Origin of the sequence: Streptomyces sp. NPDC085931, from assembly GCF_044540565.1 — a bacterium.
Classification (GTDB): domain Bacteria; phylum Actinomycetota; class Actinomycetes; order Streptomycetales; family Streptomycetaceae; genus Streptomyces.
Genome location: NZ_JBITSK010000001.1, coordinates 727,403 through 741,818, shown reverse-complemented (window position 1 = coordinate 741,818; position 14,416 = coordinate 727,403). Strand labels below are relative to the sequence as shown.

Annotated in this window: 10 protein-coding genes; 7 read left to right on the top strand and 3 right to left on the bottom strand. The window is 71.4% G+C overall.

What is annotated here, in order from left to right; translation table 11 throughout:
* Positions 1 to 133 precede the first annotated feature (133 nt).
* The 4 genes from ACIGAN_RS03110 (at position 134) to ACIGAN_RS03095 (ending at position 6,381) form a co-directional block, all read left to right on the top strand.
* Entirely contained in the window at positions 134 to 2,350 is a 2,217-nt protein-coding gene (locus ACIGAN_RS03110) for an ATP-binding cassette domain-containing protein (protein ID WP_399854574.1), read from the top strand.
* 161 nt (positions 2,351 to 2,511) lie between these two features.
* Positions 2,512 to 3,399 (top strand): FadR/GntR family transcriptional regulator, encoded by an 888-nt coding sequence (locus ACIGAN_RS03105; RefSeq protein ID WP_365093724.1) that lies wholly within the window; start codon positions 2,512 to 2,514, stop codon positions 3,397 to 3,399.
* A 427-nt stretch (positions 3,400 to 3,826) separates the two neighbouring features.
* Positions 3,827 to 5,371 carry an RNA polymerase sigma factor gene (locus ACIGAN_RS03100; protein ID WP_399854573.1) on the top strand — a complete coding sequence of 515 codons (1,545 nt, stop codon included), beginning with the start codon at positions 3,827 to 3,829 and terminating at the stop codon, positions 5,369 to 5,371.
* 182 nt (positions 5,372 to 5,553) lie between these two features.
* Complete coding sequence (locus ACIGAN_RS03095) at positions 5,554 to 6,381, top strand: S1 family serine peptidase (protein ID WP_399854572.1); 828 nt, start codon at positions 5,554 to 5,556, stop codon at positions 6,379 to 6,381.
* 344 nt (positions 6,382 to 6,725) lie between these two features.
* Here the strand turns inward: ACIGAN_RS03095 and ACIGAN_RS03090 are convergent, their stop codons facing one another.
* On the bottom strand, positions 6,726 to 6,956 hold the full coding sequence (locus ACIGAN_RS03090) for a DUF7455 domain-containing protein (protein ID WP_094053871.1): 231 nt from the start codon (positions 6,954 to 6,956) through the stop codon (positions 6,726 to 6,728).
* A gap of 442 nt (positions 6,957 to 7,398) precedes the next feature.
* Between ACIGAN_RS03090 and ACIGAN_RS03085 the strand changes: the two genes are divergently transcribed.
* From ACIGAN_RS03085 to ACIGAN_RS03075, 3 genes are all read left to right on the top strand, one after another.
* Positions 7,399 to 9,522 carry a DNA gyrase/topoisomerase IV subunit B gene (locus tag ACIGAN_RS03085; protein WP_365741135.1) on the top strand — a complete coding sequence of 708 codons (2,124 nt, stop codon included), beginning with the start codon at positions 7,399 to 7,401 and terminating at the stop codon, positions 9,520 to 9,522.
* A 169-nt stretch (positions 9,523 to 9,691) separates the two neighbouring features.
* Positions 9,692 to 10,246, top strand: a complete 555-nt coding sequence (locus ACIGAN_RS03080) for a DUF485 domain-containing protein (protein ID WP_399854571.1) — start codon at positions 9,692 to 9,694, stop codon at positions 10,244 to 10,246.
* Positions 10,243 to 11,835: a cation acetate symporter gene (locus ACIGAN_RS03075; protein ID WP_399854570.1), complete on the top strand. Its 1,593-nt coding sequence runs from the start codon at positions 10,243 to 10,245 to the stop codon at positions 11,833 to 11,835. Before ACIGAN_RS03080 ends, ACIGAN_RS03075 begins: the two co-directional genes overlap by 4 nt.
* A gap of 137 nt (positions 11,836 to 11,972) precedes the next feature.
* On the opposite strand, the gene ACIGAN_RS03070 is transcribed toward ACIGAN_RS03075, so the two are convergent.
* The gene (locus tag ACIGAN_RS03070) at positions 11,973 to 12,653 is read right to left on the bottom strand and encodes a response regulator (RefSeq protein WP_399854569.1); all 681 of its coding nucleotides are present in this window, start codon (positions 12,651 to 12,653) and stop codon (positions 11,973 to 11,975) included.
* Positions 12,653 to 14,323, bottom strand: a complete 1,671-nt coding sequence (locus tag ACIGAN_RS03065; protein WP_399854568.1) for a sensor histidine kinase — start codon at positions 14,321 to 14,323, stop codon at positions 12,653 to 12,655. The genes ACIGAN_RS03070 and ACIGAN_RS03065 overlap by 1 nt, the downstream gene beginning before the upstream one ends.
* Between the last annotated feature and the right edge of the window lie 93 nt (positions 14,324 to 14,416).

Sequence of the window (14,416 nt, the reverse complement as noted above, 5' to 3'; positions counted from 1 at the left end):
GCATCGGGGTCACGCGCGTGCGGCCGCGGTGCGTTCACGGCCCGGACGAGGTCGCCCTGTCGGGTCGGGGCAGGCCGTGCGAGGGGTCGCCGGATGCCCGGAAAAACGGACATAGCGCGCTATCTTGCTGCGGGTGATCGAGGCCTTCGGACTGACCAGCAACCCCCGTAAAGAGCTGCCGCCCGCGGCCGACGACGTCTCCTTCCAGGCGCGAGCAGGCCGCGTCACCACGCTGCTCGGTGCACCGGGCGCCGGAAAGACGACGGTCCTCAGGCTCATGCTGGAGCTTCAACAGGGCCGTGGAATCACCTACTTCAGGGGTCGGCCCCTGCATCGCATCGCTCACCCGTCACGTGAGGTCGGCGCTCTGCTCGGGGACGTACCGGGTCACCCGGCCCGGACGGTCCGCGGTCATCTGCGCATGCTGTGCGCCGCGGCGGGAGTACCGGTCCGGCGTGCCGACGAAGTCCTCGAGGCCGTCGGGCTCGTGAGCCTGCGCGAGGAGCGTCTGGGGACCCTCTCGCGCGGCATGGACCGCCGACTCGGACTGGCCTGCGTCCTGCTGGCCGACCCGCACACCCTCGTCCTCGACGACCCCGCCGACGGGCTCTCCACGCGGGAGAGCGACTGGCTGCACGGCATGTTGCGGGCCCACGCCGCGCAGGGCGGCACGGTCCTGTTCACCACGGCCGACCCCAAGGAGGCCGCCCGCACAGCCGACCGGGTCGTCACCCTGGAGCAGGGCAGGGTCGTGGCCGACCAGGAGGCCGCGGAGTTCTCGCGGACCCGGCTGCGTCCCCGGGTCGCCGTACGCAGCCCTCACGCGGCCCGTCTCGCCGCCCTCCTGACCAAGCAGGCCCGTACCGCGCAGCGCTCGGTCGAGGTCGTACGCGAGGACGGCAACCGCCTTTCCGTGTACGGCAGTACCTGCGCGGAGGTCGGGGAGACCGCGTTCCGTCACGGCATCGTCGTCCATCAACTCGCCGACGAGATCGGCGACATGGGGCCCGGTGCGGGAGCCGCCACGGCGACACCGAGTCCGCTCGCCACCCGGCCCGGCACCGTCGCCGGCACGGTGATCACCGCGCGGCGTCCCACGCTGGATCCATCCGCCGTCAGCGAGCCCCCGGAGCCAGGGGCCGAGAAGCCGACGGCTTGCCTGCCACCGGATCAGCGCGCAGGCGCGCCTGTCATGCTCTGCGACGATGCCGACTCGCCCGACCATTCGGGAGAAGGCGCCGTGGCCGCGCCGACAGGGCTCTCGTCGCCGGATGTGCTCGCCGGCACGGATGCGCCGGCCGACGGCCCCGGCGTCGGGGCACCCGCGCCCGACGGCATGGACACCCGGCACGGCGACCCCGGCCTCCGGGAGCCGAACGCCACAGAAGCCCGCGCCGCCCGCGGCAGCCGTTCCCTCGACGCCGGCACGACCCGTTCCCTCAACGAAGGCGCCAGCCGTGCCCTCGAAGCCCGTACCGCCCGTTCCCTCGGCCCCGGTGCCACGCACGTCCTCGACGCCAAGGGCGCACGCACCCTCGACGCCCTGCCCCCTCTGCCGCCGCCGATCTCCGTCCGTCCCGCGCCCAGCCCGCTGCGCCCTCTGCGGTACGAGATCCGGCGGGCCGCCGGGATCGGTACCGGGTTCCTCACCGGGGCCGTCGTGCTCGTCGTGTCCGCCGTGACCGCCGTCGTGCTCGCCCGCATCGGGCACACCCCGCAGCCGCGCCTGCTGGCCTCGTGGCCCCAGGAGCTGCCCCTGCCGCCCGCGGCGCTCGGCGCGGGCCTGCTCGGCGCGCTGGCCTTCGGCGACGAGTTCCGCCACCCCGCCCTGGCGGCCGACCGCGGCACCGTGCCCCGCCGGCTGGGGCTGCTGGTCGCCAAACTGCTTGTCGCCTCGGTCACGGCGCTGGCGCTGGCCGTCCTCACCGTCGGCTGCAACGCCGAAGTGCTCTATCTCGTCTACGGACGGGAGCTCGCCCAGGTTCCCACCGACTGGCTTCCGCTCAGTGCGAGTTGGATCGGGCTGGTGGTCGGCTGCGCCTGGGCCGGGGTGCTGGCCGCGGGAGTCTTCCGGTCCACCACGGCCGGTCTCGCCGCCGTGGCCGCCGTGCCCCTGCTCGTCGTCCCCGTCGTACACCAGGTCCTGAACGGGCCGTCCGTGCGGACCGCTGCCGGGCTTCCGGTGCGGCTGCGCGAGACCCTGCTGCCGAGGTGGCCCTTCGGGGGAGAGCGGTATCTGGAGGCCGCACTGCGGATGATCTCCCAACCCGTGGGCGGTGCACTGACGTTGTCGCTGGCCGCGCTGCTCTGCGCCTACCTGCTCACCGGGCTGCGGAGCCGGTTCCGGTGACGACTGTCCGTAACCCTTAGTTCGGCCCTGCGCACAACTCCCCGCAGAACGCCCATTTCTTTCCGATAAGGCGTCAATTGCGACGGGGTGAGCGATCACCCTTTCGTGTGCTTTTCACCAAAGACCTCAAGGGAGTTGGCGAGGACGCCGACAAAGGATGCGTGAGTACCCTTGCGCACACCATGATGACCGCCGCCCGCTCTGCTGACACCGGCCTCGCGAGCCCGGGCGAACTCGACCGCTACCCCTACGCCGAGGCGCCCGCCGTCGACCGTGTCGGCGCCCCTGCCTGGGACGGCGGGGACCCGGAGCTGGGCCGTGTCGGCCGGCGCGCCGCGGGCAGCCGCGGGCGCGGGCTGCACGGCCAACTTGTTCAGCAGCTGGGTCAGATGATCGTCTCCGGCGACCTGGGCGCCGACCGCCCGCTGGTGCCCGAGGAGATCGGCCAGCGCTTCGAGGTCTCCCGCACCGTCGTGCGCGAGTCGCTCCGCGTGCTGGAGGCCAAGGGTCTGGTGAGCGCCCGACCGAACGTCGGCACGCGCGTGCGCCCCGTCAGTGACTGGAACCTCCTCGACCCGGACATCATCGAGTGGCGCGCCTTCGGGCCGCAGCGGGACAACCAGCGCCGTGAGCTCAGTGAGCTGCGCTGGACGATCGAGCCGCTCGCCGCCCGCCTCGCCGCGGGGCACGGCCGTGAGGACGTCCAGCAGCGCCTCGTGGACATGGTCGAGATCATGGGGCACGCGATGGCCCAGGGTGATGCGCTCACCTTCTCCCGCGCCGACTCCGAGTTCCATTCGCTGCTCATCCAGGTCGCGGGCAACCGCATGCTGGAGCACCTCTCCGGGATCGTCTCCGCGGCCCTCCAGGTCTCCGGCGGTCCGGTCACCGGCTGTGACCGGCCGAACGAGGCGTCGCTGGCTCACCACGGCCGCATCTGCGACGCCCTGGCCACGGGCGACGGAGCCGGTGCCGAGGCGGCGATGCGGCAACTCCTCACGGTCCTTCCCGAGGTGGAACGCGTGGTGCCCGCCCCGCGCGAGCACTGATCGCGTTCCACGGGCGGCGCGACCGGGTGTGCCACCCCCCTCCTGTGGCAACGCCCGCTCGGTGACCCGCCTCCCGTCGGACCCCGTGGGATCCTTGGTGATCCCGCGGGGTCCGACGGCGCGAAGGGGCCGTGAAACCACCGGGGCGGCCGGGTCGATGTCAGGAGTGACCACCTTTGTGTGTGCCTGACCTTTTTTGTTCGCTTACGGGGTGTGACTCGGGCCACGCAGATTGGGCGTAACGCTCGTGGGAAGAACGCGATGACCTAAGAGGTGACAGCCGCGGAGGGAATACGGACGCCGTTCACGGCGCTGTGCATCTTCCCGGCCCCCGCCCGCGCCGTCGGCCCATCCCCAAGCCGGCGGTCGGCTCCTGTCCCTGTGGACGGGGCCGGAAGCCGTTTTCCAACGTTCCGAGAGGTTGTTCGTGTCGGCCAGCACATCCCGTACGCTCCCGCCGGAGATCGCCGAGTCCGTCTCTGTCATGGCGCTCATTGAGCGGGGAAAGGCTGAGGGGCAGATCGCCGGCGATGACGTGCGTCGGGCCTTCGAAGCTGACCAGATTCCGGCCACTCAGTGGAAGAACGTACTGCGCAGCCTCAACCAGATCCTCGAGGAAGAGGGTGTGACGCTGATGGTCAGTGCCGCAGAGCCCAAGCGCACCCGAAAGAGCGTCGCAGCGAAGAGTCCCGCCAAGCGCACCGCCACCAAGACGGTCGCGGCCAAGGCGGTGACCACGAGGAAGGCCACCGCCGGCGCCACGCCGGCGGCGCCCGCCGCCGAGCCCGCCGCCGAGGAGGAGGCGCCCGCCAAGAAGGCGGCCGCCAAGAAGACCACCACCGCCAAGAAGGCGACGGCGAAGAAGACCACCCCCGCCAAGAAGACGGCGGCCAAGAAGACCAGCGCCAAGAAGGACGACGTCGAGCTCCTCGAGGAGGAGGTGCTCGAGGAAGCAGCCCCCGGCAAGGCCGGCGAGGAGCCCGAGGGCACCGAGGCCGCGGGCTTCGTGCTGTCCGACGAGGACGAGGACGACGCGCCCGCGCAGCAGGTCGCGGCCGCCGGCGCCACCGCCGACCCGGTCAAGGACTACCTCAAGCAGATCGGCAAGGTCCCCCTGCTCAACGCCGAGCAGGAGGTCGAGCTCGCCAAGCGCATCGAGGCCGGTCTGTTCGCCGAGGACAAGCTGGCCAACGCCGACAAGCTTGCGCCCAAGCTGAAGCGCGAGCTGGAGATCATCGCCGAGGACGGCCGCCGCGCCAAGAACCACCTGCTGGAGGCCAACCTCCGCCTCGTGGTCTCCCTGGCCAAGCGTTACACCGGCCGCGGCATGCTCTTCCTGGACCTCATCCAGGAGGGCAACCTCGGTCTGATCCGCGCGGTCGAGAAGTTCGACTACACCAAGGGCTACAAGTTCTCCACGTACGCCACCTGGTGGATCCGTCAGGCGATCACCCGCGCGATGGCCGACCAGGCCCGCACCATCCGTATCCCGGTGCACATGGTCGAGGTCATCAACAAGCTCGCGCGCGTGCAGCGCCAGATGCTCCAGGACCTGGGCCGCGAGCCCACGCCGGAGGAGCTGGCCAAGGAGCTCGACATGACCCCGGAGAAGGTCATCGAGGTCCAGAAGTACGGCCGCGAGCCCATCTCGCTGCACACGCCGCTCGGCGAGGACGGCGACAGCGAGTTCGGTGACCTCATCGAGGACTCCGAGGCGGTCGTCCCGGCCGACGCCGTCAGCTTCACGCTCCTCCAGGAGCAGCTGCACTCCGTGCTCGACACCTTGTCCGAGCGCGAGGCGGGCGTCGTCTCGATGCGCTTCGGTCTCACCGACGGTCAGCCGAAGACCCTCGACGAGATCGGCAAGGTCTACGGCGTCACGCGTGAGCGGATCCGTCAGATCGAGTCCAAGACGATGTCGAAGCTGCGCCACCCGTCCCGTTCGCAGGTGCTGCGCGACTACCTCGACTGATCGGGGTCGTACGACACACGAGGCCCGGTTCCCCCTCGGGGGGCCGGGCCTTCGCCGTGCTGCCTCCCCTCACGCGAGGGGCCGGCTCCGCGCGGGTGCGGGGGCGGCCGCGCGCGGGTGCGGGGCGCCGCCGGGTGGATCACCCTGGGTGTCTCACCGACATCACGGAGTGAGGAGCGCGTATGCGTCGTCTGGTCCGAGCCCTGATCCGACCTCTGGCCCTGGCAGCCGCGGCCACCGCCCTGTCAGCGGGTTCCACCGCCTCTGTGGCCGCCGACCGGGGGGTCATAGGCGGGTTCCCGGTCGATGCGTCGCAGAGCCCGTGGACGGTGGCCCTGTCCAGTCGTGACCGGTTCGGGGGTACGCGCGCGGGGCAGTTCTGCGGCGGCGTGGCGGTCGGGCGCACCACCGTGCTCACGGCGGCGCACTGCATGGACCGGGCCGTCCTGGGCGGCCCTCCGGAGCGGGTGAAGGACCTCAAGGTCATAACGGGCCGCACGGACCTGCTCGCGGACCGCGGTGGCCAGGAGATCGCCGTGCGTTCCACCTGGGTGAACCCGGCCTACGACGGCGTGAGCAACATCGGCGACTTCGCCGTGCTCACCCTGGACCGGCCGCTGCCCGCCGACTCGGTCATCGGCATGGCGGCACACGGCGACCCCGCGTACGCGGCGGGGGAGGTCGCGACGGTGTACGGGTGGGGTGACGTCTCGGGAGCCGGGGAGTATCCCAGCGATCTGCGCGCGGCACGCGTGCGCGTGCTCCCCGACGCGCTCTGTGAGGAGGCGTATCCGGGTGGCGCCGACGGCGCCTACGACGCCAGGAGCATGCTGTGTGCCGGAGAGCAGGAAGGGGGCCGGGACGCCTGCCAGGGCGACAGCGGGGGGCCGCTGGTCGCTCGGGGGCGGCTGATCGGCCTGGTGTCCTGGGGGATCGGCTGCGGGAGGGCCGGCAGTCCCGGCGTGTACATGCGGGTGTCCGACATCATGCGGACGCTCGGCTGGGAGTGATCCTCCGGGGCCGTGCCGGATGAACGCCGGACCAGGGCTGGACGAAACCCGGCCAGAGCCCGGCCGGCGCCGAAGCGGACCCCCGGAAAAGGGCCCGGCCCGGCAGTAGAACGGCACCCGTCAGTAGACCGGCACCCGTCAGTTGATCGGTGCCGATCAGCACACCGGTGCCGATCAGCACACCGGCGCCGGTCGGTCGACCGGACCCCGGCAGGGAAGTGTGTGAGGCGTCCGACGATACTCGCGCGGCTGCACGGGGGACGAGGACGGGCGGCTGCCTCTGGGAGGGGCAGCCGCCCGTTCTCCGGCCTGTGCCGGGCTGGCTCGTCGTCGGACGCGAGGTGTCAGCGCTCTTCTTCGGAGGCGGTCGCGGGAGCGGCCGTCAGTCGCTCCGTCTCGTCCTGTATCTCAGCGGCGATCTTCTTGAGTTCCGGCTCGAACTTGCGCCCGTGGTGGGCGCAGAAGAGCAGCTCTCCGCCGCTGAGCAGGACGACGCGCAGGTACGCCTGGGCGCCGCAGCGGTCGCAGCGATCAGCGGCCGTCAACTGGCTCGCAGGGGTCAGAACAGTAGTCACGTCGCCTCTTCTCTAGCTCGACGAGCTGTCGTACCAGGGTCAACATCCAACCAGCCCCAAAACGTTCCCGCTCGTGGCTTTTCCTCGAAAAAATCTTCCGAGGCGGCTGTCTGCTGCCGGTTGGCGGCGAATGTGCCGTATTGCGTGTCTATGTGTCTTACGGGGCTTCGCGTCGTATCGGTGGTCGGTCCTCCCGGCTGGGTTGCCGGTTGTTCATGAGGACGTGCCCGGAGCCTAAATGGTTCATGCCTGGAAGGGAACGTGATGTGGACTTCACTCCATCGAGGGATCGAACAGGCATGCGAGTGTGGACTAGTCTGAGTTTCCCGACGAGGGTGGCGTTACAGGGGCTCTACCAGGCCTGGGTACCCTCTCACCGGTGACTGAAGCCGCGCCCTTACCCAACAGGGCCCCATCTGAAATTCAGCGAGGAGCGAACCGCGTGACCGCCGAGACGTCCGTGCCGTCCACAGCTCTGCTGGCAGGAGCAGACCGGGACGGTTCCAACTACACCGCGCGGCACCTGCTCGTCCTCGAGGGGCTCGAGGCCGTGCGCAAGCGCCCGGGTATGTACATCGGCTCGACCGACAGCCGCGGTCTGATGCACTGCCTCTGGGAGATCATCGACAACTCCGTCGACGAAGCCCTCGGTGGTTACTGCGACCACATCGAGGTCATCCTTCACGACGACGGCTCCGTGGAGGTCCGGGACAACGGCCGGGGCATCCCGGTCGACGTCGAGCCCAAGACCGGCCTCTCCGGCGTCGAGGTCGTCATGACCAAGCTGCACGCCGGCGGAAAGTTCGGCGGCGGCTCGTACGCCGCCTCCGGCGGTCTGCACGGCGTCGGCGCCTCCGTGGTGAACGCCCTGTCCGCCCGGCTGGACGTCGAGGTGGACCGCGGCGGGCACACCCACGCGATCAGCTTCCGGCGCGGTGTCCCCGGCGCCTTCGCCGGCAACGGCCAGGACGCGAAGTTCGAGGCGAAGAGCGGCCTGCGCAAGGCCAGGAAGATCCCGAAGTCCCGCACCGGCACGCGCGTGCGCTACTGGGCCGACCGCCAGATCTTCCTCAAGGACGCCAAGCTCAACCTGGAGACGCTGCACCAGCGCGCCCGCCAGACCGCGTTCCTGGTGCCCGGCCTGACCATCGTCGTCCGCGACGAGTTCGGGCTCGGCGAGGGCGGCAGCAAGGGCGAGGAGTCCTTCCGCTTCGACGGCGGCATCAGCGAGTTCTGCGAGTACCTGGCCAGCGACAAGCCGGTCTGCGACGTCCTCCGCTTCTCCGGTCAGGGCACCTTCCGGGAGACCGTCCCGGTGCTCGACGAGCACGGTCAGATGACCCCGACCCAGGTCACCCGGGAGCTCGACGTCGACGTCGCCATGCGCTGGGGCACCGGGTACGACACGACCCTGAAGTCGTTCGTGAACATCATCGCCACGCCCAAGGGCGGCACCCACGTCGCCGGCTTCGAGCAGGCCGTGGCGGCCACGATGAACGAGGTGCTGCGCGCCAAGAAGCTGCTGCGCGTCGCCGAGGACGACATCGTCAAGGACGACGCCCTGGAGGGCCTGACCGCGGTCGTCACGGTGCGTCTGGCCGAGCCCCAGTTCGAGGGCCAGACCAAGGAGGTCCTGGGGACCTCGGCGGCCCGCCGCATCGTGAACAACGTGATCAGCAAGGAACTCAAGGCGTTCCTGACGTCCACGAAGCGCGACGCCGCCCAGCAGGCCCGTGTCGTCATGGAGAAGGCCGTCGCCGCGGCCCGTACGCGGATCGCGGCCCGGCAGCACAAGGACGCGCAGCGCCGCAAGACGGCCCTGGAGTCCTCCTCCCTGCCGGCGAAGCTCGCCGACTGCCGCAGCGACGACGTCGACCGCAGCGAGCTGTTCATCGTCGAGGGCGACTCCGCGCTCGGCACGGCGAAGCTCGCCCGTAACTCCGAGTTCCAGGCGCTGCTGCCGATCCGGGGCAAGATCCTCAACGTCCAGAAGTCGTCCGTCACGGACATGCTGAAGAACGCCGAGTGCGGCGCGATCATCCAGGTCATAGGAGCCGGCTCCGGGCGGACCTTCGACATCGACGCGGCCCGCTACGGCAAGATCATCATGATGACGGACGCCGACGTCGACGGCTCCCACATCCGCACGCTGCTGCTCACCCTCTTCCACCGCTACATGCGGCCCATGGTCGAGGCGGGCCGGGTGTTCGCCGCGGTGCCGCCGCTGCACCGGATCGAGATCACCCAGCCCAAGAAGGGCCAGGACAAGTACGTGTACACGTACTCGGACCGGGAACTGCGCGACAAGCTCATGGAGTTCCAGAGCAAGGGCATCCGCTACAAGGACTCCATCCAGCGCTACAAGGGCCTCGGCGAGATGGACGCCGACCAGTTGGCCGAGACGACCATGGACCCCCGTCACCGCACGCTGCGCCGGATCAACCTCTCCGACCTGGAGGCGGCCGAGCAGGTCTTCGACCTGCTCATGGGCAACGACGTGGCGCCGCGCAAGGAGTTCATCTCCAACTCGGCGGCGACGCTGGACCGCTCGCGGATCGACGCCTAGCGGCCGCGCGGAGTTCCGCGCCCGCCGGGAGCGCCGAGAGGCTCCCGGCGGGCGTTCGGCGTTCCCGGCGGGCGCCCCCGCGCGGCCCTGCGCGGATCGCGTCACCTGATGGGGTGAAGAGCGCGGGGAAGAAGAGTCGGGGATCTTCCCGTTCTGTCCATCCTTGGGCATGCAGTCAAGCAAGGGCCGTCCCCACACAGTCGGGGCTGGTCAGGAGAGTCCGGTCGAGCGGTTCGACGGTCATGACGCGGGTGCGGCCGAGGAGGCCGTTCGGCTGAGGTACGACGACCCCTGGTACGACGCTCTCGCCTCCGGCTGGGGCGAGTCGGAGGAGGCCGGAGCGCCGGCGGCGGTGCCCCCGGCGCGTGCGTCGGGCGCCGGCGGTGTCGCGGCGGCCGACGTGTATCTGGAGGTGCAGCGCAGCGCTGCCTTCCAGGAGGTGCGGCGGCGGTACCGGCGGTTCGTGGTGCCGGCCTTCGCGGCCTTCTTCGCCTGGTACGTGGGGTACGTCGTCGCGGCCACGACCGTGCCGGAGCTCATGGCCCGGCCCGTGGCGGGCGCGGTGAACGTGGCGCTCGTGGCGGGGCTCGGCCAGTTCCTGACCACGTTCCTGCTCACCTGGGCCTACGCGCGGCACGCGCGGCTGCGGCGGGACCGGGCGGCACTGGAGCTGCGCTGGGACACCCAGGAACTGACCCGCGGCGTGAACGGCGGTGCCTCGTGACGAACGAGCACCAGACCCTGGCGCTGCTGCTGTTCAGCGCGTTCGTCGCGGTCACCCTGGGCATCACGACGTGGGTGGGCCGCAACCGCCGCGGTTCGGCGGAGGAGTTCTATGCGGGCGGGCGGCTCTTCACCCCGATGGAGAATGGTTTTGCCATCGCGGGCGACTACATGTCGGCCGCGTCCTTCCTGGGCGTCACCGGCCTGATCGCGCTGTTCGGGTACGACGGGCTGCTGTACGTCGTCGGATTCCTGGTGGCCTGGCTGGTGGTGCTGTTCTTCGTCGCCGAACTGGTGCGCAACTGCGGTCGCTTCACGCTCGCCGACGTCGTGGCGGCGCGCATGCGGGAGAGGCCGGTGCGGATCGCGGCGGGAACTTCCTCGGTCACCGTGTCCGTTCTGTATCTGGTGGCGCAGATGGTCGGCGCGGGCAGCCTGGTCGCGCTGCTGCTCGGGGGCACGAGCGGGGCGGCGCGGGCCTGGACGGTCATCGGCGTCGGGGCACTCATGGTGATCTACGTGTCGATGGGAGGGATGCGGGCGACCACCTGGATCCAGATCGTCAAGGCCGTTCTGCTGCTCGGCGGCACCATCGCGCTGACGGCGCTCGTCCTCGTGCGCTTCCACGGCGACCTCAACCGGCTGCTGCTCACCGCGGCCGAGCGGAGCGGGTACGGCGAGGCGTTCCTGGCGCCCGGGCTGAGGTACGGCGGCGACTGGACCGCGCGGTTCGACTTCATCAGCCTGGGCTTGGCCCTGGTGCTGGGCACGGCGGGCCTGCCGCACATCCTGTCGCGCTTCTACACCGTGCCCACCGCGCGCGCCGCGCGCCGGTCGGTCGTCTGGGCGGTCGGGCTCATCGGCGGCTTCTACCTGATGACGATCGTCCTCGGATTCGGCGCGGCCGCGATCGTCGGACCGGACGCCGTGCGCGGGTCCAACGCGGCCGGGAACACGGCGGTTCCGCTGCTGGCGCTCGACCTGGGCGGCGGCGCCGGAAGCACCGGCGGGACGGTTCTCTTCGCCATCGTCGCCGCGGTCGCCTTCGCCACGATCCTCGCCGTGGTCGCCGGGATCACGCTCGCGTCCTCGGCGTCCGTCGCCCACGACCTGTACGCGTCGTTGCGGCGCAAGGGCGGCAGGCCGCGCAGCGAGGTGGCCGTGGCCCGGGTCGCGGCCGTGGGTGTCGGCATGGTGGCGATCGCCCTCGGCCTGCTGGCGCGGGACCTCAACGTCGCGTTCCTGGTGGGCCTCGCCTTCGCCGTCGCCGCGTCGGCGAACCTGCCCGTACTGGTCTACTCCCTGTTCTGGCGCGGCTTCACCACCCGAGGCGCCGTCTGGTCCGTCTACGGCGGTCTGATCCCGGCCGTGGTGCTGGTGGTGCTGTCCCCCGTCGTCTCGGGGAGCCCCGACTCGCTCTTCCCGGGCGTCGACCTGCAGTACTTCCCGTTGCAGAACCCGGGGTTGGTGTCCATCCCGCTGGGCTTCCTCGCGGGCTGGCTGGGCACGGTCACGTCGGCGGAGGTCCCGGACGAGGCCCGGCACGCGGAGACCGAGGTGCGGTCGCTGACCGGGGCGGGAGCGGCGTGACGGTCGCTGACAGGGGGCGGGAGCGGCGTACCGGTCCCTGACCGGGGGCCGGAACGGCGCAACGGTCGCTGACCGAGGGAGCGAGCGGCTGGCGGCCGGCTCGGGGACACCGTGGCCGCAGCCCGGCCGTCGGACCGCTACGAGCGGGTCGCCCACACGTAACGGTGCTCCGGGCGGCCCGCGTCGCCGTACTTGAGGGTGAGGCGGGCCCGGCCCGTGCGCTCCAGGAGCTTGAGGTAGCGCTGGGCGGTCTGACGGCTCACCCCGGTCCGTTCGGCGATCTCCTGGGCCGACAGGGGCCCGCCCGCGTTCATCAGGGCCTGCCGGACCAGCTCCGCCGTCGTGGGTGAGTGCCCCTTGGGCAGGGCGGGCTCCGCCCCGGCGGACAGGGCGCCGAAGATGCGGTCCACCTCCGCCTGCTCCGCCTCCCCGCCCCCGTCCAGCGTGCGGCGCAGCTCCGCGTACGCCTCCAGCTTCGCGCGCAGACCCGCGAAGGCGAACGGCTTGACCAGGTACTGCAGGGCGCCGTGCCGCATCGCCGCCTGCACGGTGGACACGTCCCGGGCCGCCGTCACCATGATCACGTCGGTCTGGTGGCCGCGCCGCCGCATCTCCTGGACGACCGCCAGCCCCGTGTCGTCGGGCAGATAGTGGTCCAGCAGCACCAGGTCCAGCCGGGGCAACGCCTCCACCTGGCGCAGCGCCTCCGCGGCACTGTGGGCCTCGCCGGCGACGTGGAAACCCGGCACCTTCTCGACGTAGGCGGCGTTGACCCGCGCGACCCTGACGTCGTCGTCCACGACCAGAACCTCGATCATCACGACCCCTCTTCGGCGTTCTGCGCGGCGGACGGCACGGTCAGGGCCGGTTCGGGGCCCGGCTCGGTCAGCGCCTCGGGCAGGACGACGGTGAACTCCGCGCCCCCGCCGTGCGCCCGGCCGACGGTCGCGCTGCCGCCCTGCCGTTCGGCGAGCCTGCGTACCAGGGACAGCCCGAGGCCCCGCTCCCGGTGGGCCGGCGGCTTCTTCGTCGACCAGCCCTCCGTGAAGATCAACTCCCGGTGCTCGGGCGGGATTCCCGGGCCCGTGTCCCGCACCCGAAGGGTGACCGTCCGCCCCTCGGCGCGCAGTTCGACCTCCACGCGCGCGTGCGGCGTGCCCGCGACCGCGTCGAGGGCGTTGTCCACCAGGTTGCCGACGACCGTGACCAGCCCCCGCGGGTCGACCAGCCGGTCGGGCAGCCCGGTCCGGTCCGACACCCCGAGGGCGACACCTCGCTCGGCCGCGACGGTCGCCTTGCCGACCAGCAGGGCGGCGAGCAACGGGTCCTCGATCCGCTCGGTGATCTGCTCGGAGGTGGCACGGTGGGCGCCGACCACCTCCCCGACGAAGTCGACGGCGTCGTCGTACATCTCCAGCTCCAGCAGCCCCAGGAGGGTGTGCATCCGGTTGGCGTGCTCGTGGTCCTGGGCGCGCAGGGCGTCGATCAGGCCGCGGGTGGAGTCGAGTTCCCGGCCCAGTTGTTCCAGCTCGGTCCGGTCGCGCAGGGTGGCCACCGCGCCGCCGTCGTCGGTGGGCATCCGGTTGGCGACCAGCACGCGCTGGCCGCGCACGGTGAGCAGGTCCGTGCCGGTCACGCGGCCGGCCAGGACATCGGCGGTTCGGCCCGCGCCCAGCGCCTCGTCGGGGGTGCGGCCCACCACCGTATCCCCGAGGCCCAGTAGCCGCTGCGCCTCGTCGTTGACCAGGCGGATGCGGCCGGTGCGGTGAAGGGCGACCACGCCCTCCCGGATGCCGTGCAGCATGGCCTCCCGTTCCGACAGCAGCGCGGCGATGTCCGAGAACGCCAGGTCCCTGGTCTGCCGGTGCACCCGGCGGGAGATCAGCCAGGCTGCGAGCGCGCCCACGGCCAGGGCACCCCCGGCGTACGCGAGCAGCCCCGGGATCGCGTGGATGAGCCGGGCCCGGACGCTGTCGTAGGCGATACCGACCGACACCGCTCCGACGACCCTGCCGTCGCTGTCCCGCAGTGGCACCTTGCCCCGGGCGGAACGGCCGAGGGTGCCGTCGTCGATCTCCATGACCTCGCGGCCGGCCAGGGCCTTCCCCGGGTCGGTCGAGACGATCCCGCCGATCTGCTTGGGGTCGGTGTGCGACCAGCGCACGCCCCGCCAGTCCATCACCACGACGTACTCGGCCCGGGTGGCCCTCCGGACGCGCTCCGCCTCCCGCTGCACCGGGCCGTCCGGCGAGGGCGGCGTGTCCCGCAGGTCCTTCGCGAGCCCGGGCTGCTGCGCGGTCGTCTGCGCGATGGCCAGCGCGCGGCGCATGGCCTGGTCGTCCAGTTGGTCGCCGAGGGGCGCGAGGAACAACCCGGTCGCGAGGACCGCGACGCCCGCGGCGATGGCCACCTGCATCAGCAGCACCTGCGAGAACACCCGCCGCGGCAGGCCGAGGCGCAGGCGGCGTGCGGGGGGAGTGGGGCTCATACCGAAGACGGTACGTGCGGCCGCCCGGCTCCCGTGACGGGTGTGGCATGGATCTCTTGATCAACGATGTAGCGGGATCGGCAGATCAATGCT